This window comes from Mesorhizobium sp. BHbdii (assembly GCF_053848045.1).
This window is the reverse complement of sequence record NZ_JBSPKX010000001.1, coordinates 1,522,430-1,542,255: the sequence shown is the minus strand read 5'-3', so window position 1 is coordinate 1,542,255 and position 19,826 is coordinate 1,522,430. Positions and strand designations below refer to the sequence as shown.

General features: G+C 62.8%; 18 protein-coding genes and 1 riboswitch. Of the genes, 12 read left to right on the top strand and 6 right to left on the bottom strand.

Annotated features, from left to right (window positions below):
• Positions 1 to 34 precede the first annotated feature (34 nt).
• The 5 genes from ACWTU8_RS07500 (at position 35) to ACWTU8_RS07480 (ending at position 3,410) form a co-directional block, all read left to right on the top strand.
• Positions 35 to 310, top strand: coding sequence for a hypothetical protein (locus ACWTU8_RS07500; protein WP_128345515.1), 276 nt, complete (start codon positions 35 to 37; stop codon positions 308 to 310).
• Positions 297 to 791 (top strand): YaiI/YqxD family protein, encoded by a 495-nt coding sequence (locus tag ACWTU8_RS07495; RefSeq protein WP_455847623.1) that lies wholly within the window; start codon positions 297 to 299, stop codon positions 789 to 791. Before ACWTU8_RS07500 ends, ACWTU8_RS07495 begins: the two co-directional genes overlap by 14 nt.
• 128 nt (positions 792 to 919) lie before the next feature.
• Positions 920 to 1,603, top strand: coding sequence for a DUF1345 domain-containing protein (locus tag ACWTU8_RS07490; protein ID WP_455847622.1), 684 nt, complete (start codon positions 920 to 922; stop codon positions 1,601 to 1,603).
• A gap of 114 nt (positions 1,604 to 1,717) precedes the next feature.
• Positions 1,718 to 2,602, top strand: coding sequence for a cytochrome b/b6 domain-containing protein (locus tag ACWTU8_RS07485; protein ID WP_455847621.1), 885 nt, complete (start codon positions 1,718 to 1,720; stop codon positions 2,600 to 2,602).
• A gap of 1 nt (position 2,603) precedes the next feature.
• Positions 2,604 to 3,410, top strand: coding sequence for a molybdopterin-binding protein (locus tag ACWTU8_RS07480; protein WP_455847620.1), 807 nt, complete (start codon positions 2,604 to 2,606; stop codon positions 3,408 to 3,410).
• A 44-nt stretch (positions 3,411 to 3,454) separates the two neighbouring features.
• Here the strand turns inward: ACWTU8_RS07480 and ACWTU8_RS07475 are convergent, their stop codons facing one another.
• Positions 3,455 to 4,456, bottom strand: a complete 1,002-nt coding sequence (locus tag ACWTU8_RS07475; protein WP_455847619.1) for a hypothetical protein — start codon at positions 4,454 to 4,456, stop codon at positions 3,455 to 3,457.
• Between the two features lie 163 nt (positions 4,457 to 4,619).
• Positions 4,620 to 4,706: riboswitch (glycine riboswitch) on the top strand.
• 148 nt (positions 4,707 to 4,854) lie between these two features.
• Between ACWTU8_RS07475 and gcvT the strand changes: the two genes are divergently transcribed.
• From gcvT to parE, 4 genes are all read left to right on the top strand, one after another.
• The gene (gcvT, locus tag ACWTU8_RS07470) at positions 4,855 to 5,973 is read left to right on the top strand and encodes a glycine cleavage system aminomethyltransferase GcvT (RefSeq protein ID WP_455847618.1); all 1,119 of its coding nucleotides are present in this window, start codon (positions 4,855 to 4,857) and stop codon (positions 5,971 to 5,973) included.
• Between the two features lie 5 nt (positions 5,974 to 5,978).
• Positions 5,979 to 6,347, top strand: a complete 369-nt coding sequence (gcvH, locus tag ACWTU8_RS07465; RefSeq protein ID WP_065009623.1) for a glycine cleavage system protein GcvH — start codon at positions 5,979 to 5,981, stop codon at positions 6,345 to 6,347.
• A gap of 16 nt (positions 6,348 to 6,363) precedes the next feature.
• The gene (gene gcvP / locus ACWTU8_RS07460; RefSeq protein ID WP_455847617.1) at positions 6,364 to 9,174 is read left to right on the top strand and encodes an aminomethyl-transferring glycine dehydrogenase; all 2,811 of its coding nucleotides are present in this window, start codon (positions 6,364 to 6,366) and stop codon (positions 9,172 to 9,174) included.
• A gap of 231 nt (positions 9,175 to 9,405) precedes the next feature.
• Entirely contained in the window at positions 9,406 to 11,457 is a 2,052-nt protein-coding gene (gene parE, locus ACWTU8_RS07455) for a DNA topoisomerase IV subunit B (protein WP_455847616.1), read from the top strand.
• A gap of 170 nt (positions 11,458 to 11,627) precedes the next feature.
• On the opposite strand, the gene ACWTU8_RS07450 is transcribed toward parE, so the two are convergent.
• Positions 11,628 to 12,749 (bottom strand): DUF2336 domain-containing protein, encoded by a 1,122-nt coding sequence (locus tag ACWTU8_RS07450; RefSeq protein ID WP_455847615.1) that lies wholly within the window; start codon positions 12,747 to 12,749, stop codon positions 11,628 to 11,630.
• 214 nt (positions 12,750 to 12,963) lie between these two features.
• On the opposite strand from ACWTU8_RS07450, the gene ACWTU8_RS07445 reads away from it, so the two are divergent.
• Both ACWTU8_RS07445 and ACWTU8_RS07440 read left to right on the top strand, forming a co-directional pair.
• Complete coding sequence (locus ACWTU8_RS07445) at positions 12,964 to 13,443, top strand: MaoC family dehydratase (RefSeq protein WP_455847614.1); 480 nt, start codon at positions 12,964 to 12,966, stop codon at positions 13,441 to 13,443.
• Between the two features lie 3 nt (positions 13,444 to 13,446).
• Positions 13,447 to 14,328: an HpcH/HpaI aldolase/citrate lyase family protein gene (locus ACWTU8_RS07440; protein ID WP_455847613.1), complete on the top strand. Its 882-nt coding sequence runs from the start codon at positions 13,447 to 13,449 to the stop codon at positions 14,326 to 14,328.
• A gap of 30 nt (positions 14,329 to 14,358) precedes the next feature.
• On the opposite strand, the gene ACWTU8_RS07435 is transcribed toward ACWTU8_RS07440, so the two are convergent.
• Positions 14,359 to 14,967: a flavin reductase family protein gene (locus ACWTU8_RS07435; RefSeq protein WP_455847612.1), complete on the bottom strand. Its 609-nt coding sequence runs from the start codon at positions 14,965 to 14,967 to the stop codon at positions 14,359 to 14,361.
• A complete protein-coding gene (locus ACWTU8_RS07430; protein ID WP_455847611.1) occupies positions 14,968 to 15,552 on the bottom strand; it encodes a nitroreductase family protein in 585 nt (194 codons plus the stop codon). It abuts the gene before it with no gap.
• Between the two features lie 157 nt (positions 15,553 to 15,709).
• Here ACWTU8_RS07430 and ACWTU8_RS07425 point away from each other — a divergent pair, with 157 nt between their 5' ends.
• The gene (locus ACWTU8_RS07425) at positions 15,710 to 16,675 is read left to right on the top strand and encodes a hypothetical protein (protein ID WP_455847610.1); all 966 of its coding nucleotides are present in this window, start codon (positions 15,710 to 15,712) and stop codon (positions 16,673 to 16,675) included.
• Positions 16,676 to 16,728: 53 nt separating this feature from the next.
• Here ACWTU8_RS07425 and ACWTU8_RS07420 read toward each other — a convergent pair whose 3' ends face one another.
• Positions 16,729 to 17,667, bottom strand: a complete 939-nt coding sequence (locus tag ACWTU8_RS07420; protein ID WP_455847609.1) for a lysophospholipid acyltransferase family protein — start codon at positions 17,665 to 17,667, stop codon at positions 16,729 to 16,731.
• Positions 17,668 to 17,785: 118 nt separating this feature from the next.
• A complete protein-coding gene (gene thrS / locus ACWTU8_RS07415; RefSeq protein WP_455847608.1) occupies positions 17,786 to 19,762 on the bottom strand; it encodes a threonine--tRNA ligase in 1,977 nt (658 codons plus the stop codon).
• Positions 19,763 to 19,826: the final 64 nt, after the last annotated feature.

Here is a 19,826-nt window from a genome sequence, read left to right as displayed (position 1 = left end):
CAAGAATTGGAGACTGAAGCTCCGGAACGGGCGGATGAAGACAGCGTTCCGTCACTTCACGGTTCTGGCCGAGGGCGAGGTTGTATCTCCCAATGAGGACTTTGAAACAGAGCCCGGGCCGGCTTTCTTTGGAATGAAAGTTTGGGCGTCGGACGCGGATCAAGCGATCGATATGATACGCACCATCGGCCAACACATTGGTTTCTCCTCCACTGGAAGAATTTACGTCTATGACACTGAGCCCACTGAGCCGCCCGGCACCGAGCCGCGCGGCTACGAGCTGAAATTCACGCCGTATGAACACGACTAACATCAACCAAGAACGAAGCCGCCTACAGATTCTCGTCGATGCCGATGCCTGTCCGGTGAAGGCTGAGGTCGAGAAAGTCGCCGAGCGCCATGGCATCGTCGTCACCTTCGTCTCCAATGGCGGCCTGCGCCCGTCGCGCGATCCGATGATCCGCAACGTCGTCGTTTCCAAGGGCGCCGACGCGGCGGACGACTGGATCGTCGACAATGCCAAGCCCAACGACATCGTGGTGACAGCCGACATCCCGCTTGCCGCCCGCACAGTGGCACTCGGCGCCCATGTGCTTGGGCCGACCGGGCGCCCTTTCACGCCGGAAACGATCGGCATGGCGGTGGCCATGCGCGACCTCAAGCAGCATCTGCGCGAGACCGGCGAGAGCAAGGGCTACAATGCCAGTTTCGCGCCGCAGGACCGCTCACGGTTTCTCGGCGAGCTCGACCGCATCTTGCGGCGTGCGCTGAAATCCGCCGCATCGGGCTAGCGCAACCGGAGATCGCGCAGCAAAATCGGGAATCGATCTTCGGCATCATGGGCACAGTCAAAAGTGTTATAATGTCCGAGTCCTAAAAGACGAGCGGCGTAAGACAGACCGCCATCAGAGGCCGGGCCATGACGACCGAGATGCCCCTGAAGAAACCACTTCACCGCCACATGCAATTCGCGGTGTCGGCCTGCATCGGTGTAGTGGCGCTGGCGATCGCGCTGCTCTTGCGCACTCCGCTCGCCTTTTCCATCGGCGCCAATGCGTTTTTCGCCGCCTACACCGTCATCGTCGTCGCCCAGATGCCGCTGCTCACCGACCGCTATCTGAGCAAGAATGCCAGCGCCACCGACCAGCCGGTGCTGGTCATCTTTGGCGTGACGCTGATTGTCGTCGCCGTCGCCATCATCTCGATGTTCCAATTGATCAATCGCGAGCGCAGCGCGCATCCTGTCGAACTCACCTTCGCGCTGCTGTCGATCCCGCTCGGCTGGTTCACCATCCACGCCATGACGGCGCTGCATTACGCCCATGTTTACTGGCTGAACGATGAAGAGACCGACCCCGGCAGCAAAGCGAAGCAGAGAAAGCCCGTCGGCGGCCTCGTGTTTGCGGGTAAGGAGCGGCCGGACGGCTGGGATTTCCTCTATTTCTCGACCACCGTTGGCATGACTTCACAAACCTCCGATACCGCGGTTTCGACCACGCAAATGCGTCGCATCGTGCTCTTGCATTCGATCGTGTCGTTCTTTTTCAATACAGTAATCGTCGCCGCCGCGGTCAACCTCGCCGTTAGTCTCGGGAGCCGGTAGTACCAGGCAGGCCGTAATAATTTCGTGATCGGATGAAACATCGCTTTGGCTGGCAACGTATTGGGAGGAGAACGATCGGAAAGGCCGACTGAGCGGCCGGAAGGACGCGAAAAAATGGAATCGGTTGTCAGGAGCCAATCCACCGTCGGGCCAGATACTGCCGCGCCGAAGGACGCAACGCTGATCTACCGGCAGTCGCGCTGGACTCGGCTGACGCACTGGCTCTGGGCCATCTCGCTGTTCTTCATGCTGCTTTCCGGCCTGCAGATCTTCAACGCCCGCCCTCAGCTCTATATCGGCAAGGAGTCGGGATTCGCATACAACAACACCATCTTCGCCATCGGCGCCGAGAACACCGCAAACGGTCCGCGCGGCTACACCGAAATCTTCGGCAAGCGCTTCGATACGACCGGTGTGCTCGGCTGGTCGGGGCCGGCGGGTCGGGAGACGTCCCGCGCCTTCCCGTCCTGGGTGACGATCCCCTCCTACTACGACCTCGGCACCGCCCGCGTCGTCCATTTCTTCTTCGCCTGGATACTGACCACGACACTGGTCGTCTGGCTGGTCGCCAGCCTGATCAACGGCCATCTGCGCCGCGATCTTGCCCCGCGCGTCGACGATCTCAGGCGCTTGCCGCGAGACATCACCGATCATGCCAGGCTCAAGTTCCACCACAGGCGCGAGTACAACACGCTGCAGAAGATCGCCTATGGCGGCGTCATGTTCGTGCTACTGCCGCTGATGATCATCACCGGCCTTGCCATGTCGCCGAGCATGAACGCGGTGCTGCCGTTCCTCAACGATCTGCTCGGCGGCCGGCAGACGGCGCGGACGATTCATTTCATCGTAATGCTGCTGCTCGTCGGCTTCTTCATCGTCCATATACTGATGATCCTCGCCGCCGGCCCGATCAACGAGTTGCGTTCCATCATCACCGGCTGGTACCGAACCGATCCGCCGGAGGCCCATGGCAGCAAGACGCCCCAGAGGAGTGCGTGAGATGGCGAAGTTTGAGATCAGCCCCAAACTACAGATAAGCCGAAGAAAATTCCTGACCTCGGCCAGCCTCGGCGTCTCCGGCATCATGCTGTCGGGTTGCGATGCTTTCGACAGCCAGCTTGGCGTCGGCGACGGCCTGCGCAGCTTCCTCGAAGGCGCCAACGGCCTTACCTGGCGCGCGCAACGCCTGCTTGCCGGCGATTCGCTGGCGCCGGAATTCACCGAAGCCGACATTCGCCAGCCGCAGCGGCCGAACGGCGTCACCGCGCCGGACGACGATGTCTACAAGGGCCTGCTCGCCAACAATTTCGCCGACTGGCGGCTCGAGGTTTCCGGCCTCGTCGAAAAGCCGCTGTCGCTGACCCGCGAGCAGCTGATGAACATGCCAAGCCGCACCCAGATCACCCGCCACGACTGCGTCGAAGGCTGGAGCTGCATCGCCAAATGGACCGGCACGCCGCTGTCGCTGGTGCTTGATCAGGCGGTGGTCAAGCCGCAGGCGCGTTACGTCATGTTCCACTGCCTCGACACGATCGACCGCAGCCTGTCCGGCGACATCAAATATTACGGTTCGATCGACCTGATCGATGCCCGTCACCCACAGACGATCCTTGCCTATGGCTTGAACGGCAAGCCGCTGCCGGTCGAGAACGGCGCGCCGTTGCGTGCCCGCGTCGAGCGCCAGATCGGTTACAAGATGCCGAAATATCTCCGCAAGATCGAACTGGTCGACGGTTTCGCCGATATCGGCGGCGGCAGGGGCGGCTACTGGGAGGACAATGGCTACGACTGGTACGGCGGCATTTGAGGCCATAGCTCCGCCATTTCCGATCAGTGTTTTAGTGCGTTTGCTCAAGCGACCTTGTCGATTAGCGGTTTGAGCACCGGATGGATTTCCGGCGAGGCATGCTTGATCAGTGTCAGTAGCGCGCGCTCGTTCTCGCGCAGCGGCCGGTCGCCGCCGATGCGCTCAGCCAGCCACTTCGCCTCGCTGGCGTCGATGGTCTCGGCGCGGCGGGCCAGTGCCTCGGCTGCCTTGTTGTTCGATTCCCATTCGGATTCGATATCGCCCGGCGCGCGATAGGCTTCCATGATGCCGGCAAGGCCGCCCGATACCATGCGGCCAAAGAAACTGCCGATCTCCGGTTCTGCCTGCTCGAAGAAAGAATCCCGGCGCAGCGCCACGTCGCGCATCGGCGCTTCGTAGCCGGCCGAGCACATGACGAAATTGGCGATCGCTTTGACGAACAGATCATTCCATGACGGATCGTTGTTGGCTGCCGCCGTCCGCTCATTGATCTTGAACAGGATCTCGGCCTCGGCGCGGGTGATCCCGATGTTGCCGTCGCCGCCGTGGGCATAGAGGATGCGGCGCAGAAGCTCGACTTCCGCCTTGGCGATCAGGCCGGGAACCAGCTTGCCGTCGTGCATCAGCGGCCCCTTGCCGTCCAGAACGGCATTGGCGACCTGCGCCAGCGCATAGACGCAAAGCCCGTTCGGCGACGATTTCGCCTTTTCCAGCACATGCACCAGCAATTCGAGTTCGGTCCGGCTATCGACCATGCCGTCGCGCGAAATCGCTCGGACCAGCCAGTCGGCATTGTCCTGCGAGATATAGCCCGCCGGCTTTTCCTGATGAACGATGAAGTCGGTCACAGCTTCGACGAAAAAAACAGGCCATTGCGCGCATTTGTCCTTGGCCGTTGCGTCGAGCGCAAACAGAGCCTCGGCCTCGCCGCGCGTCACCACGCCGTCGCCAAACACGTCGCGGCGCAGCATGACCACATCTTCCGCTGTGATCCGATTTTTCGAGGTCAGCCCGGCCACAGGCGCGCTCATCGTTAATTCGCCCATTTCGTTCCCCGTCCGAACGTCGTTTGGACCCAATATATCGGGAGTTCGTTGAGAAACCGGCAAACCGCGTGGTTAGCGAAGACTTGTCGGTAAGTGTCGCTGGGAGGTGACAAGGTGTCGCCCGCAGGCTATGGATGGCGAGTCGAGGGCTCAAATTGAGTCCTACCTGTTTGCGGGAGAGAGCAGCGAGAGCTGCCGCCGAAGGGGAAATCGCCCGAAATCTCTCAGGCAAAAGAACCGTAGACGGGAAAGACACTCTGGAAAGTCGGGGCTCGCCCCCGCGCCGAAGGTGTAAGCGCTGCCGACAGAGTTACGGGGCGCGAGTCTCTCAGGCTTCAGACAGAGGGGCACGGACTGGTCGCCACTCGCGGCCGATTGCGTGCGACTCTGGAGACGACATGACGGGCGACGACACCAAACACCTTCCCCTCGAAGACCTGCACGCGGCCGCCGGTGCGCGCTTTGGCGCGTTCGCCGGCTGGTCGATGCCGCTGACCTATCCGGCCGGCGTGATGAAGGAGCACCTTCATACCCGCGAGCATGCCGGCCTGTTCGACATCTCGCACATGAAGCTGTTCGAGATCAGTGGCTCGGGCGCTGAAGCACTGCTCAATCGTGCCTGCCCGTTCGACGCCGGCGCGCTTGAAGTTTCCCAGTCCAAATACACGTTCTTTCTCAATGAAGCCGCCGGCATCCTCGACGATCTGATCGTCACCAGGCTCGGCCAGCAACGCTTCATGGTTGTCGCCAATGCCGGCAATGCCGAAGCCGACGAAAAGCACCTTCGTGGGCTTGCTCTGGATGTTGAGGCAAAGGGGGATTTTGATGCCAAGATCGATGCACTCGACCGCGTCTTCCTGGCGGTCCAGGGGCCTGAAGCCTGGGCCGCCCTGTCCCGCGCCGGCATCGAGACCGGCTCGCTGCTGTTCATGCACGGCTTTGAGCCCCGCGAAAACTGGTTCATGAGCCGGTCGGGCTATACCGGTGAAGACGGTTTCGAGATCGGCCTGCCGGAATCGGATGCGCGAAATCTCGTCGCCAAGCTGCTCGAGGACGAGCGCGTGATGTGGGTTGGGTTGGCCGCCCGGGACAGCCTGCGGCTCGAAGCAGGGCTGTGCCTGCACGGGCTGGACATCACGCCTGAGATCGACCCGGCCAGCGCCGTGCTGATGTGGGCGATCCCAAAGGAGGTTCGCGCCTCTGGCGCTTTCATCGGCGCCGACGCATTGCGTTCAATCCTGGAGCGCGGCCCGGCGCAGAAACGCGTCGGACTGAAGCCGGAAGGCCGCCAGCCGGTGCGCACCGGCGCTGCCCTTTTCGACACCGACGGCAATCCCGCCGGCCACGTCACCTCCGGCGGCTTCGGCCCCTCGGCCGCCCATCCGGTCGCCATGGGTTACGTGCAGACGTCGCTGGCCAAACCTGGCGCAAGACTCTTCGCCGACGTTCGCGGGACCAAAATCCCGGTCGATATCAGTCCCCTGCCCTTCACGCCCCATCGCTACCGCAAAGGATGAACTTCATGGCAAAAACCTATTTCACCGAAGATCACGAATGGCTCCGCGTCGAAGGCGGTATCGCCACCGTCGGCATCACCGACTACGCGCAGGAGCAACTCGGCGATCTCGTGTTCGTCGAATTGCCGGAGCTTGGGAAAAAGCTGGCTAAGGGCGATACGGCCGTCGTGGTCGAATCCGTCAAGGCGGCATCGGACGTCTATGCACCGGTCGACGGCGAGATCACCGAGGCCAACACCTCGCTCTCGTCGGACCCGTCTTTAGTCAATTCGGCGGCGACCAGCGACGGCTGGTTGTGGAAGATGAGGCTGGCCGATGAAAGCCAACTCGAAGGTCTCCTGGATGAGACCGCCTACAAAGCCCATATTGGTTGATAGCAGGACCAGGAAGATGACCGCAGCACCCTACGCCTTCTCGGCCCGCCATATTGGCCCCGGCCTCAATGACGTCAGAGCCATGCTGGCGACGATCGGCGTTCCCTCAGTCGAGACGCTGATCAGCCAGGCTGTGCCGAGATCGATCCGGCTCGACCGGCCGCTGGCTTTGCCGGCCCCGGCGAGCGAAGCGGAGGCGCTGGCCGAGCTTTCGGCGACGATGGCCAAAAATACCGTGTTGAAGAGCTTTATCGGTGCCGGTTACCACGGCGTCCACGTGCCGCCGGTCATCCAGCGCAATCTGTTCGAGAACCCGGCCTGGTATACGGCTTACACTCCCTACCAGGCTGAGATCAGCCAGGGCCGGCTCGAAATGCTGTTCAATTTCCAGACCTTGGTCACTGAGCTGACCGGCCTGCCGGTGGCGTCGGCCTCGCTGCTCGACGAGGCGACGGCGGTGGCCGAGGCGGTCGGCATTGCGTTGCGCCATCATCGCGACAAGCGGACCAAGGTGGCGCTTGCCGGCACGCCGCACCCGCAGACGCTCGACGTCGTGCGCACCCGCGCCGAGCCCCTCGGCATCGAGGTCGACGGCGACACGATCGACGACAACACCGCCGCTCTGCTGGTCTCCTGGCCTGATACGTTTGGCGTCTATGGCGACCACAAGGCGGTAATCGAGAAGGCCCGCGCCACCGGCGCGCTGGTCGTTTTCATTGCCGATCCGCTCGGCCTGACGCTGACCGACGCGCCAGCTACGCTTGGCGCCGACATCGCCGTCGGCCCGATGCAGCGCTTTGGCGTGCCGATGGGCTTTGGCGGGCCGCACGCCGCCTATTGCGCTGTTTCCGACAGGCTGACGCGGTTGATGCCCGGCCGCCTTGTCGGCCAGTCCACTGACAGCAAGGGCCGCCCCGGCTATCGTCTCGCCTTGCAGACGCGCGAACAGCACATCCGCCGCGACAAGGCGACCTCCAACATCTGCACCGCGCAGGCGCTGCTCGCCAACATGGCGACCGCCTATGCGATCTGGCATGGCCCTGCCGGGCTGCAGGCGATTGCCGGCCGAATCCATTCATTGGCCAACCGGCTGGCGACCGGTCTCACCGCGTCTGGAATTTCGGTGCTTGGCGCAAGCCGCTTCGACACGGTGACGGTGGAAGTGAAAGGCAGAGCCGGCGCGATCGCCGCCGCTGCTGAAAAGACTGGCCGATTGCTGCGCGTCATCGACGCCGACCACATCGGCATCAGCTTCGACGAGACCTCGACCGATGCCGATCTGGACGCCATTGCAGCACTGTTCGGCGCTAACGCAGGCGCTGCTGGCACCAGCACCACTCCGGGCAAGCCACGTGGTAAGGCGTTTCTCAGCCAGCCGGTCTTCCACGAAAACCACTCGGAAACGGAGATGATGCGCTTCTTGCGCCGGCTGGCCGACAAGGACCTGGCGCTCGACCGCGCCATGATCCCGCTCGGCTCCTGCACGATGAAGCTCAACGCCGCCGCCGAGATGATGCCGGTGAGCTGGCCAAGCGTCGCCAATCTGCATCCATTCGCGCCGGCCGGGCATTCGGCAGGCTATCGCGCGATGGTCGGCGAACTGGAAGGCTGGCTGTCGGAGATCACTGGCTTCGATGCGGTCAGCCTGCAGCCCAATGCCGGCAGCCAGGGCGAGTATGCCGGGCTGCTCGCCATTCGCGGCTATCACCGCTCGCGCGGCGAAGGCCACCGCACCGTCTGCCTGATCCCGTCATCCGCGCATGGCACCAATCCGGCGAGTGCGGCGATGGCCGGCATGAGCGTCGTCGTCGTGCGCTGCACCGAGGATGGCAATATCGATATGGACGATATGAGTGCCAAAGCCAATGAGCATTCCAAGAATCTCGCCGCGCTTATGTTCACCTATCCTTCGACGCATGGCGTATACGAGGAAGGCGCGCGCCACCTCTGCGCCCTCATTCACGAGCATGGCGCCCAGGTCTATTTCGACGGCGCCAACCTCAACGCCTTGGTCGGCCTCGCTCGCCCCGGCGACATCGGCGCCGATGTCTGCCACATGAACCTGCACAAGACCTTCTGCATCCCGCATGGCGGCGGCGGTCCCGGCGTCGGCCCGATCGGCGTCAAGGCGCATCTGAGACCTTATCTGCCCGGCCACGTCACCGAAGGCTCGGGCCATGCCGTGTCGGCCGCACCGTTCGGCAGCGCTTCGATCCTGCCGATCACCTGGATGTATATCCGCATGATGGGCGCTTCCGGCCTCAAGCAGGCGACCGAGACGGCGATCGTTTCCGCCAACTACGTGGCGACGCGGCTCGCGCCGCACTTCCCGCTGCTCTACAAGGGCAGGCACGATCGCATCGCCCATGAGTGCATCCTCGACACCCGCGTGCTGAAGGAGAGCTCCGGCATCAGCGTCGACGATATCGCCAAGCGGCTGATCGATTATGGTTTCCATGCGCCGACCATGTCGTTTCCGGTGGCCGGCACGCTAATGGTCGAGCCGACCGAGTCCGAGCCCAAGAGCGAACTCGATCGCTTCTGCGAGGCGATGATCGCGATATCAGGCGAGGCAGCCAAGGTGGCGAAAGGCGAATGGCCCTTGGCTGACAATCCGCTGGTCAATGCGCCGCATACCGCGGCCGAGGCGCTGGCCGGCCAGTGGACCCATCCCTATTCGCGCCTGGAGGCGGCCTATCCCGCCGGTGATGCCGACATATCAGCCAAATACTGGCCGCCGGTGTCGCGCATCGACAATGTCGCCGGCGACCGCAACCTCGTCTGCTCCTGCCCGCCGCTGTCGGAATATCTGGGGGCGGCGGAATAGAACCAGCCGATTGCGACGCAGACTGCCCCCTCATTTCCCGCGCACACGCAATGAAGATGGCTGATGCGGCAAACCCCTGAAGGGAGTTTCGACCCATTTCCGCCGCTTGGTTGCCGGATGGTTTTGCAGTAAGAGCCCTATCCTCGAACGTAACAGGAACCTCCGTCGCCTGCCCGCAAAAAGCGTGGCAGTATCGGATGGTGATTCGCAGCATCGGAATCCAGGACCAGCATGGACGACAACAACGATCTTTTCGGCACTATGGACAAGCAGTCGCAACCGGTTCGCGCCACCGCTCGCCCGGCCGACCCGCTGGTGCAGGCGGCGAAGCGCCCGGCATCCCGCGACGGCAGCGAGAGCTATAGCGCCGCCGACATCGAGGTTCTGGAAGGGCTGGAGCCGGTGCGGCGGCGGCCCGGAATGTATATCGGCGGCACCGACGACAAGGCTATGCACCATTTGTTCGCCGAGGTCATCGACAATTCGATGGACGAGGCGGTCGCCGGCCACGCGACCTTCATCGATGTCGAGCTATCGGCCGATGGATATCTGGCGGTGACCGACAATGGCCGCGGCATTCCGGTCGATCCGCATCCGAAATTCAAGAAGCCGGCGCTCGAAGTCATCATGACGACGCTGCATTCGGGCGGCAAGTTCGACAGCAAGGTCTACGAAACCTCGGGCGGCCTGCACGGCGTCGGCGTCTCCGTCGTCAACGCACTGTCGGACCATCTCGAGGTCGAGGTCGCGCGCGGGCGCCAGCTCTATCGCCAGCGTTTTTCGCGCGGCGTTCCGGTAACCGGCCTGGAGCAACTCGGCGAGGTGCATAACCGGCGCGGCACCAGGATACGCTTCCATCCCGACGAGCAGATCTTCGGCAAGGGTGCGGCGTTCGAGCCGGCGCGGCTCTACCGCATGACGCGCTCGAAGGCCTATCTGTTCGGCGGCGTCGAGATCCGCTGGACCTGCGATCCGTCACTGATCAAGGAGAAGGACACGACGCCGGCTAAGGACGAGTTCCATTTTCCCGGTGGCCTCAAGGACTATCTGAAAGCCTCGCTCGGCGACGAATTCCAGGTCACCCGCGAAATTTTTGCCGGCAAAAGCGACAGGCAAGGCGGCCACGGTTCGCTCGAATGGGCGGTGACCTGGTTCGGCGGCGACGGGTTCCTCAATTCCTACTGCAACACCATTCCGACCGGCGAAGGCGGCACGCACGAGGCCGGCTTCCGCAATGTCTTGACGCGCGGCTTGCGTGCCTATGCCGATCTGGTCGGCAACAAGCGTGCTTCGATCGTCACGTCGGAAGACGTCATGATCTCAGCGGCAGGCATGCTGTCGGTGTTCATCCGCGAGCCGGAATTCGTCGGTCAGACCAAGGATAGGCTGGCCACGATCGAAGCGATCAGGATCGTCGAGACCGCCATCCGCGACCCCTTCGATCACTGGCTGGCCGATAATCCGCAGGAAGCTTCGAAGCTGCTCGAATGGGTGATCGCGCGTGCCGACGAGCGGGTGCGCCGGCGCCAGGAAAAGGAAGTCTCGCGCAAGAGCGCGGTGCGCAAGCTGCGGCTGCCCGGCAAGCTCGCCGACTGCACGCAGAATGCCGCGGCCGGCGCCGAACTCTTCATCGTCGAGGGCGATTCGGCCGGCGGCTCGGCGAAACAGGCGCGCGACCGCGCCAGCCAGGCGGTGCTGCCGCTGCGCGGCAAGATCCTCAACGTCGCCAGCGCCGGCAACGATAAGCTGGCCGGCAACCAGCAGATTTCCGACCTGATCCAGGCGCTTGGCTGTGGCACGCGGTCAAAATACCGCGATCAGGATCTGCGCTACGACCGGGTCATCATCATGACCGACGCCGACGTCGACGGCGCCCACATCGCTTCGTTGCTGATCACCTTCTTCTATCAGGAGATGCCGAGCCTGGTCCGCGGCGGCCACCTCTACCTGGCGGTGCCGCCGCTCTACTCGATCCGGCAAGGCGGCAAGGTCGCCTATGCCCGCGACGATGCGCACAAGGACGAACTTCTGCGCACTGAGTTCACCGGGCGCGGCAAGGTCGAAATCGGCCGCTTCAAGGGGTTGGGCGAAATGATGGCCGCCCAGCTCAAGGAAACCACTATGGACCCGAGGAAGCGCACGCTGCTCAGGGTCGATGTGATCGACGCCGAGGCGGCGACCAAGGACGCGGTCGACGCGCTGATGGGCACCAAGCCGGAAGCCCGCTTCCGCTTCATCCAGGAACGTGCGGAATTCGCCGAGACCGAAGTTCTGGATATCTGAGCATCTTCTGATCGGCGAGCCACAAACGGCGACCGTCACCGTTGCAAGGCAGTATGCGGCTGCCATCGCTGGCGAAGCAAGGCGGCCGACATGTTGCAGATTGCAGCCTCGTTGCGCATCGTCGCCGCCGCTATCGAGGATTTCCCGGATTTTTTCGCGAAGGATAAGGTCTAAGCCGCCGCGATCGCCAGCGCATGGCCGCGCGCGTTTTCGCGCAGCGCATCGAGATGGATCGATTTGACCAATCCGGCGAGATCGCCTTCGGCGGACTGCCCGCCCAGTTCCTTCAGCATCAGCCAGCTGACTTCCTGGACGCCGGCCAGGCGCTTGCCATTGGCGACCTCGCGCCAGATCTTCAGCGCGCGCACGATGATCCCATGCGTAGCCGTGGCAAGGCCGGCGCTGCGGAACAGCGCCTGCAGCGCCACATCGTGCCCGCCGGCCAGCAGCGCTCTTACCCGTTGTTCGGATTGCTGGCTGAGCGCGACCAGCGCCGAGCCGAAGAAATCGACCTTGCCATGCGCGATGGTGCGAATGATGAAACTTGCGGTCAGGTCGCCGCGCAGGCGCAGATGCTCGATGAGCGCCGCATGTTCCTCCTGGCGCGTGCCTTCGATCAGCGTCACGGAAGCCTTGACGCAGGCGTCGCGCATGACGCGCTCGGCTCTGGCACGGCCCATCAACGCCAGCACCAGCGGCGAACCTTTGAGCGTTTCACCAAGTTTTATCAGCAGCATATGCCGGCAGTCGGCGGGCAGACGCGCGTCTGATATCAGCGCTTCGCGCACCGAAGACAGATGGCCATGGCGTTCGGCGATACGGCGGAAGCTGAGCGAAGCGATGTCGGCGCCGCTGTTGGCGAGAAGCGTGGCGCAGGCTTCCGGTTCGCCGATTTCGGCGATCGCCGCGGCGACCGCCATGGAGACGCGCGCACGATCGGCGATCAGTTTCTGCGTCGCCTTTTGGCCACCGGCAACGCGGTCGATCAGATCGGCATCGGTCAGCAGCGGAGAACGTGCCAGCACCAGGCTTGCAACTTCCGGTTGATCGGACGCCAGCGCGCTGATGATCTGCAGCGGCGCGTGATGGCTCATCGACAGCGCCTCTGCGATCGCCAGCCGCACTTTCGACGAAGCATCGTCGAGCAGCAGCGTCAGCGCAGCCTCCGCCGCGCAGCGGTCCTCGAAAGGCAAATCGGCATTGATGTAGGCGCGAGCCAGAGCGCTTGCCGCAGCAGCGCGCTCCGAAACCTTGGCCGTGTAGATCCATTTCAGGAAATGCGAAACAACCATGCCGTCCGCTACGCCCCTAACCCGAGTCCGTTCCCGCCCCAGTGAAGACCGTAGGCAGAAATGGTTTACGAACGGTTCACCATGTTTGTTAACTGGCTTGCGAGCGCGGTATGCAGCGCCTATCAACCTCTTAGAGCGGACGCACAGAAGTACGCTCTGACACTTTGAATCTTCGCATCGTGCTTTCCGAACATCGATTCCGATTTTCAGGCCGATGCGGCAGCGGAGGAGATCGAGCATGGCCGGGCTTTATCTGGAAGAGTTCGTTGTCGGCCATGTCTTCCGGCACACGCTGCGGAAAACCGTCACCGAAAGCGACAACATGCTGTTTTCGGTAATGACGCTGAACCCGCAACCGCTACACATCGATTTCGACTTCGCCGCCAAGAGCGAATGGGGCAAGCCGCTGGTCAATTCGCTGTTCACGCTGGGCTTGATGATCGGCATTTCGGTGAACGACATCACCGTCGGCACCACCATCGCCAATCTCGGCATGAGGGAGACGGTGTTTCCGCATCCGGTCTTCCACGGCGACACCATCCGCGTCGAGACGACGGTGGTGTCGGTGCGCGACTCCAGGTCGAAGCCGGACCGCGGTATCATCGAATTCGAGCACCGCGCCTACAATCAGAACGACGTGCTCGTCGCCAAATGCACGAGGCAGGCGATGATGATGAAGAAGAAGGCGGCCTGACCGATGCGCTCGCTGCTGTTCGTTCCAGGCGATTCCGAAAAGAAGCTGGAGAACGCGTTTGGCGCCGGCGCCGACGCGGTCATCGTCGATCTCGAGGATTCGGTCGCGCCACAAAACAAGGCCTTGGCACGCGATATCGCCGCACGCTTCATCCCCGAACACAGGAATCAAACCAGGTCCGCGATCTATGTCCGCATCAACGATCTCTCGACCGGCCTGACCGATGACGATCTGGCGGCGCTCGTGCCGGTGAAACCCAACGGGATCATGCTGCCGAAGTCGAATAGCGGACAGGATGTCCAGCATCTCTCGGCAAAGCTCAGGGTGCACGAGGCCGAAAGCGGGCTGCCGGATGGTGCGATAAAAATCCTGCCGATCATCACCGAAACAGCTGCCGGCGTGCTGGCGGCTGCGACCTACGCCAACGCAAGCGCGCGGCTTGTCGGCTTGACCTGGGGTGCGGAAGACCTCTCGGCAGCAATCGGTGCGCGCACGGCCCGCGACGAGAATGGCCGCTACACCGATGTGTTCCGCTTCGCCCGCACCATGACCATCCTTGCCGCGGCTGCCGCGGAAGTCGCGGCGATCGACACGGTTTTTCCGCACTTTCGCCACATGGCCGGCTTCGAGGCGGAATGCGCCGAGGCAGAGCGCGACGGGTTCACCGGCAAGATGGCAGTCCATCCGGCGCAAGTGCCGGTCATCAACGCTGCCTTCACGCCGTCGACCGCGGCGGTGAAACACTCCCTGGCGATCGTTCAGGCATTCGAGGCGGCTGGAAATCCCGGCGTCGTCGGCATCGATGGCAAAATGTACGACCGGCCGCATCTGCGGCTGGCAGAGCGGCTTGTGGCGCGAGCCAGGGCGGCAGGGATTTCCACCTGATCTTTTGCCAGCCCTAATCTTTCTCCAGCCCTAATCCTTTCCCCAGCGAGGCCGGCGCATCGAAAAGATCTCGCTGACGCTGGCATAATCCATGTAGCCGAGACGGGCGACATTGCCCGCCCTGACGATATCGAAGATGCCGTCTTTCAGGAATGCATCGTCGATATGCACACCGACGACTTCGCCGGCAACGACGATGGCGCTGGTCAGCGTCCCGTCCAGCGCCTTTGGCCGCAAGATCTCAGTCACCCGGCATTCAAGCGCCGCGGGCGCTGCCGCGACGCGGGGCGGCGCAACCAGACGCGACGGCGCCATTGTGAGATCGGCATAGTCGAATTCGGTCACGCCGCGCGGCGCATCGACCGCCGTGCGGACCATTTTTTCAGCAAGATCGCGGCTGACGAGGTTGGCGACGAACTCGCCCGTCTCTTCGGCGAAGGTAGCGCTGTCCTTCTCGCCTTCGGACGAAAACCAGACGATGAAGGGCCGCGTCGAAAAAGCATTGAAGAAGGAATAGGGGGCGAGGTTGATCTCGCCGGCCTTGTTCACCGTCGAGATCCAGCCGATCGGCCGTGGCGCCACGATCGCCTTGGACGGGTCATGCGGCAGCCCATGCCCCTTTGCCGGCTCGTAGAACATTCAGCCCACCCACGGCCCTGCATAGTCGGCATAGAGCTTTGCCGGATCAGGCCGGGGCCGCTCCGGCGCCGGCCCCTGATAGGAACCGATATGGACAAAGCCGACGACGCGCTCATGCGGCGCCAGCCCCAGGATCGCCCTGCCCTCCGGCACATCGGAATACCAGTTGCTGATCATGTTGGTGCCATAGCCCAGCGCATTGGCTGATATCATCAGGTTCATCGCCGCCATGCCGCCCGACAGGAACATCTCCCATTGTGGGATTTTTGGATTTTCCTTCGGGCTCGACACCACGCCGATCACCAGGGGCGCGCGTGAAAAGCGTGTCAGTTCCTGGTTGTGGCGGCCTTCTGGCAGCGGCCCTTCGCGCTGTTCGGCAAGTGCCGCCAGCTTCTTGCCGATCTCGACGCGTGCCTCACCCCGGTAGAGGATGAAACGCCAGGGCTCGAGCCGGCCGTGGTCTGGCACCCGCGAGGCGGCGGCAATCATCGTCGCGATGTCAGCGTCGCTGGGCGCCGGTTCCTTCAACTCCGGGATCGGCGCGGAATTTCGGGTCAGCAGAAAGTCGATGATCGGCGACGCCATGGGCGCAAGTCTCCTTGGAATTTGAGCTGAAGCGCACCATCGGGACATCGGGCGGCTCGGGCATTGGCGCGGCGCGCCGGACAAAGAGCCATCTAGCAGAAGCCGATCGGACTCTTAAGCCTTGAAATTGCCACCGCCTTGGGCTTCAACGCAAGGCATGTTTGAGGGGACATTGCGTCTTTTCCTGATCTGGCTCGCTGCCGCACTGTTCATGGTGCCGGTTTCGCTTGCGGTCGCGCAGGATGCGAACGGCCTCGGTGATCTGAAACTTCCCGGAATTTCGAGCTATGCGCCTCCGAAAAGCGAGATACCACTGGCATCGGGGAGCAGTGGGGCAATCACGCTGTCGGCGCAATTGACCGACAAGGGTGCCGACATCACGCGCGGCATCGTCTGGCGCGTCTTCAAGCCTGAACCGACCGGCGACGGCAAGCTGCCGATGGTCGCTTCCGCCCATGGCGGCAGCGCGGTGTTCCAGCTCGAGCCCGGCAGCTATCTGGTCCATGCCTCCTACGGCCGGGCCGGCGCCACCAAGCGCATCACCGTCGGCAACGACGCCAAGCGCGAAAGCCTCGTGCTCGATGCCGGCGGGCTCAAGCTCGATGCCGTACTGTCGGGCGGGGTGCGCATACCGCCGAAGAAACTGCGGTTTTCGATCTATGAAGGCCAAGCCGAGGCCAATCACGATCGCGCCCTGATCATACCCGATGTCGAGCCGAACAGCGTCGTGCGGCTGAACGCGGGCGTCTACCACGTCGTCTCGACCTATGGCTCGGTGAATGCGGTCATCCGCTCCGACATCCGCGTCGAAGCCGGCAAGCTGACCGAAGCGGCCGTCGAGCACCGTGCGGCGGAGATGACCATGAAGCTGGTACGCGAGCCGGGTGGAGAGGCGATCGCCGACACCTCCTGGTCGTTGCTCAACGAATCCGGCGATCCCATCAAGGAAACCGTTGGCGCCTTTGCTTCGATGGTGCTTGCCGAAGGCGACTACACCATCATCGCCAAGAACCGCGACCGCATCTACCAGAAGGATTTTACCGTCGTGGCCGGGCAGAACAAGGAAGTCGAGGTTCTGGCCACGGAGGCATCGGCGATGGATCCCGAGGAAGGCGCGGACTGACCCGTCCGGACACTGCCGTGTAGATTCGGGTCCAGCAGCCTATTATTTGTCGATCAGGCTGCCTTGCGTATGTGTCGCGGCAGGAATTGGCCGCGGCCGCGCGGTTCGGCCGGCGCCAGATCGAAAACGCCACGATGGAGGCGGTCGAGCAAAGCCTTGCGGTCGCGCAGCGGCTCCAGTTCATCCCGTCCCAACACGTCACCGATGCGCACGTCGATCGATTTGCCCGACAGCCGCGCGAATTCGTGGATGAGCAGGGAAATGCGCAGCGTCAGAGAAGCCCTCCCGACTAACTTCGCCACACGCCCGTCGCGCTCGGCCATGTTCATTGGTCCGCTGACCAGGTGGAACAGCCGCCCGTTCTGGCCGGAAAAGTGCATTGGGACAACCGATGCCTTGGCATCCTGGACGAGACGGGCCGGAAACATTTTCCACGGCAGATCACGCGCCCGTCCAAAACCCTTTGGCGCGGTGGCGACGCCGCCCGCGGGGAAGATGACGATGATGACGCCCTCTTTCAGCAACCGCACCGCCTCATGGCGCACCGCCATGTTGTTCTTCAGCGCGTCCTTGGTCTCGGAAAAGTCGATCGGCAGCGAATAGGGCTCCATCTCGCGGATCTTGAGCAAGTCCTTGTGGATCATGACACGGAACGGGCGCCGAAGCTGCTCAGCCAGCGAGAGCACCGCAATGCCGTCGCCGATACCGAACGGATGGTTGGCCACGATCACCAGCGGCGTATCAGGCAATTTTGCCGGGGGCCATTGGCCGGTGGTCCGCACCTGGACATCGATCAGCTCCAGCATGCGGCTGAACACACGCTCGCCGGCCGGCACCACATGGCGGCGCCAAGAGTCATAGAGGGCCGCGAAGCGATCGCGGCCAGACAGGCCTTCGATGGAATGGATGAACCAGCGCGTCAATGCCGGCTGATGCGGGCTGGCGTAGGAAAGCTCGGGAAACGGTCTTTCGCGCATCTTCAGCTTGAGCATGAGGGCTCGTTACAAGGCTGGCGTGACAAGCATATGAAAATAGCGGGCATGTGAAATAGCGGCATGTGAAAATGGCGGTGGATCGCTCCACCGCCATTTCCCGATGATCTGGCTGAACTCAGGCGGCTCGTTTGCGCTTGCGGTCGGGCGTCACGGCCTCTTCCGTAAGCGTTGCCACCGCCTGGCCAAGGCTGAGCGACTCCTGATCTCGCGAGCCGAGCCGGCGGATATTGACCGTCTCCTCCTCCGCCTCGCGCTTGCCGCAGACGAGGATGACCGGAACCTTGGCCAGCGAGTGCTCGCGGACCTTGTAGTTGATCTTCTCGTTGCGAAGATCGGCTTCCGCCAACAGTCCGGCCGCCTTCAACTGCGCGACGACCTTTTGCGCGTAATCGTCGGCATCGGAGGTGATCGTTGCCACCACCACCTGCAGCGGTGCGAACCACAGCGGGAAATGGCCCGAGTAATTCTCGATCAGGATGCCGAGGAAGCGCTCCATCGAACCGCAGATGGCGCGATGCACCATCACCGGCTGCTTCTTTTCCGAATCGGAGCCGATGTAGAAGGCCCCGAAACGTTCCGGCAAGTTGAAGTCGACCTGCGTGGTGCCGCATTGCCAGTCGCGGCCGATGGCGTCGCGCAGCACATATTCGAACTTCGGCCCGTAGAACGTGCCCTCGCCCGGATTGACGCCCGTCTTGATCCGGTTGCCCGACCGCGCCGCGATCTTGTCGAGCACGTCCTGCAGCACACCCTCGGCATGATCCCACATCGCGTCGGTGCCGACGCGTTTTTCGGGGCGGGTCGCCAGCTTGACGGTGATTTCGTCGAAGCCGAAGTCTGCGTAGGTCGACAGGATCAGGTCGTTGATCTTGATGCACTCGTCGGCGAGCTGTTCCTCGGTGCAGAAGATGTGGGCATCGTCCTGAGTAAAGCCGCGCACGCGCATCAGCCCGTGCAGCGCGCCGGACGGCTCATAGCGATGAACGGCGCCGAATTCAGCCAATCTTACAGGCAGATCTCGGTATGACTTCAATCCATGCTTGAAGATTTGGACATGGCCGGGACAGTTCATCGGCTTCAGCGCGAAGACGCGGTCGTCATCAGTGTCGTCGCCGGCAACCGTCACCTTGAACATATTGTCCCTGTACCAGCCCCAGTGGCCTGAAGTCTCCCACAGCGAGTTGTCGAGCACTTGCGGAGCGTTGACTTCCTGATAACCGAGGTCGTCGAGGCGACGGCGCATGTAGTTGACCAGGTTCTGGAACATTCTCCAGCCCTTGGCGTGCCAGAAGACGACGCCCGGCCCCTCTTCCTGGAAATGGAACAGGTCCATCTCGCGGCCGAGCTTCCGGTGATCGCGCTTTTCGGCTTCCTCCAGCATCATCTGGTAGGCATCGAGCTGCGCCTGGTCGGCCCAGGCCGTGCCGTAGATGCGGGTCAGCATCGGGTTGTTGCTGTCGCCGCGCCAATAGGCGCCGGCCACCTTCATCAGCTTGAAGGCGCTTCCGATCTGGCCGGTCGAGGCCATGTGCGGGCCGCGGCAGAGGTCGAACCAGTCGCCCTGCGCATAGATCTTGAGGTCCTGATCGTCGGGAATTGCGTCAATCAGTTCCAGCTTGTAGCGCTCGCCCTTGTCGGCGAAGATTTTTTTCGCCTTCTCGCGCGACCACACCTCTTTGGTGAATGGCTTGTTGCGCGCGATGATCTCGCGCATCTTCTTCTCGATCACCGGAAAATCGTCCGGCGTGAACGGCTCGTTGCGGGCAAAATCATAGTAGAACCCGTTCTCGATCACCGGGCCGATGGTCACCTGCGTACCCGGCCACAATTCCTGCACGGCTTCGGCCAGCACGTGCGCTGCGTCGTGACGGATGAGCTCCAGCGCGCGCGGGTCTTCGCGGGTGATGATCTCGACCTTGCCGGACTTGCCGAGCGGGTCGGAAAGATCGCGCACCACGCCGTCGATGCTGTAGGCGACGGCTTTCTTGGCCAGCGACTTCGAGATCGATTCCGCCAGGCCGGCGCCGGTCATCGCCGCCTCGTAGTCGCGGACTGAGCCATCGGGAAATGTCAGGGAAACGGAATTCAGCATGAAGTTCTCCTATCCAGTCCCGCAAACGAGCGCGGGTGGTGAAATGCCGGATGCGTCCGGCGGC

Coding starts and splice junctions, on each gene's coding strand:
- ACWTU8_RS07495 (WP_455847623.1), top strand. CDS start 297: ATGAACACGACTAACATCAACCAAGAACGAAGCCGCCTACAGATTCTC.
- ACWTU8_RS07430 (WP_455847611.1), bottom strand. CDS start 15,552: ATGGCGTCGCCGATCATCGACTTTCTGCTGACCCGAAATTCCGCGCCG.
- ACWTU8_RS07485 (WP_455847621.1), top strand. CDS start 1,718: ATGGAATCGGTTGTCAGGAGCCAATCCACCGTCGGGCCAGATACTGCC.
- ACWTU8_RS07450 (WP_455847615.1), bottom strand. CDS start 12,749: ATGGTTGTTTCGCATTTCCTGAAATGGATCTACACGGCCAAGGTTTCG.
- thrS (WP_455847608.1), bottom strand. CDS start 19,762: ATGCTGAATTCCGTTTCCCTGACATTTCCCGATGGCTCAGTCCGCGAC.
- ACWTU8_RS07440 (WP_455847613.1), top strand. CDS start 13,447: ATGCGCTCGCTGCTGTTCGTTCCAGGCGATTCCGAAAAGAAGCTGGAG.
- ACWTU8_RS07425 (WP_455847610.1), top strand. CDS start 15,710: ATGTTTGAGGGGACATTGCGTCTTTTCCTGATCTGGCTCGCTGCCGCA.
- ACWTU8_RS07420 (WP_455847609.1), bottom strand. CDS start 17,667: ATGCTCAAGCTGAAGATGCGCGAAAGACCGTTTCCCGAGCTTTCCTAC.
- ACWTU8_RS07435 (WP_455847612.1), bottom strand. CDS start 14,967: ATGTTCTACGAGCCGGCAAAGGGGCATGGGCTGCCGCATGACCCGTCC.
- ACWTU8_RS07500 (WP_128345515.1), top strand. CDS start 35: ATGAAGACAGCGTTCCGTCACTTCACGGTTCTGGCCGAGGGCGAGGTT.
- ACWTU8_RS07475 (WP_455847619.1), bottom strand. CDS start 4,456: ATGGGCGAATTAACGATGAGCGCGCCTGTGGCCGGGCTGACCTCGAAA.
- ACWTU8_RS07480 (WP_455847620.1), top strand. CDS start 2,604: ATGGCGAAGTTTGAGATCAGCCCCAAACTACAGATAAGCCGAAGAAAA.
- gcvH (WP_065009623.1), top strand. CDS start 5,979: ATGGCAAAAACCTATTTCACCGAAGATCACGAATGGCTCCGCGTCGAA.
- ACWTU8_RS07490 (WP_455847622.1), top strand. CDS start 920: ATGACGACCGAGATGCCCCTGAAGAAACCACTTCACCGCCACATGCAA.
- gcvP (WP_455847617.1), top strand. CDS start 6,364: ATGACCGCAGCACCCTACGCCTTCTCGGCCCGCCATATTGGCCCCGGC.
- ACWTU8_RS07445 (WP_455847614.1), top strand. CDS start 12,964: ATGCGGCAGCGGAGGAGATCGAGCATGGCCGGGCTTTATCTGGAAGAG.
- gcvT (WP_455847618.1), top strand. CDS start 4,855: ATGACGGGCGACGACACCAAACACCTTCCCCTCGAAGACCTGCACGCG.
- parE (WP_455847616.1), top strand. CDS start 9,406: ATGGACGACAACAACGATCTTTTCGGCACTATGGACAAGCAGTCGCAA.